The organism is Vibrio sp. 10N.261.51.F11, assembly GCF_041471665.1.
GTDB classification, from domain to species: domain Bacteria; phylum Pseudomonadota; class Gammaproteobacteria; order Enterobacterales; family Vibrionaceae; genus Vibrio; species Vibrio crassostreae_C.
The window spans coordinates 1-927 of record NZ_JBFROW010000125.1 but is presented as its reverse complement, the minus strand read 5'-3'; the positions used below and the strand labels follow the sequence as shown (position 1 = coordinate 927).

At 37.1% G+C, this 927-nt stretch carries 1 protein-coding gene; it reads left to right on the top strand.

Features of this window, described 5'->3' with window-relative positions:
* The first annotated feature begins 370 nt into the window (after window positions 1–370).
* The gene (locus tag AB4351_RS22220; protein ID WP_372127204.1) at window positions 371–922 is read left to right on the top strand and encodes a membrane dipeptidase; all 552 of its coding nucleotides are present in this window, start codon (window positions 371–373) and stop codon (window positions 920–922) included.
* Window positions 923–927 lie beyond the last annotated feature (5 nt).

Genomic DNA, 927 nt, shown 5'->3' with positions numbered 1-927 from the left:
CATCTAAGCGGAGAAGAGCCATTCACCTAATCAATGATAAATCAGACTATAGAAAGCGATACTCAGGTATCGCTTTTTTATCTCACCTCTTCGATAATTTCTTAAAGTGTCACATATAATACTTTTAAATGAATTTTCTAATTGAGGTAACATTTAGATAGATTTGCCAAAAATATTCGACATAAATCACGTTTTTATCATGTCATTGGGCGTGGTTTATTTATAAAAAGGTGCGTACAAAGGGCTTAACACTCCGTTTGATATAAATCCGTACCTATCTTTACTTCCAAACTTCCAAACTTCCAAACTTCCAAACTTCCAACATATTTATATTTTATAGAAGCTAACACTGTTAAGGAAAATTTCAAATATGGACAACAAATCTGAAATCGAACCAAGTAATGATAAAGCGACAAAGTCAGGTGCACCAAAATTACCAGAATTTGAAATAAAAGATTATTCAAAAATCCCTCAACGAACACACAAATATCCTGCATCTGAACGTGCAAAAAAAATTGTTCGAGATTCTATGGCTATTGACAGCCTTTTTTCCGGTCTTTGGCCCTCTCAATGGTCTTCACCTGAAGCACCAGAATTCCATGATGAAATGGACAAGTGCAAAGCCGCTGGATTCAAGGTACTAGCAGCATGTCCTTCCGCAGACTCGTTAGATGCCTCGGTTGAAGGCATTATGAAAGGCGCTCAGTTCTACCTAAGCAAAATGAAAGAACGCCCAGACGACTATATGATGATCCGCACTACCAAAGATATTGATGAAGCGGTAAAACAAAACAAATTGGGTATTTACTTCACTCACCAAGGTACTCAAATATTTGGTGGTGATGTTGATCGCGTAGGACTATGGCGTGAGATGGGCTATGGTTACTGTTTATTGGCATATAATCAAGGCTTTGTTGCGTAATTAAA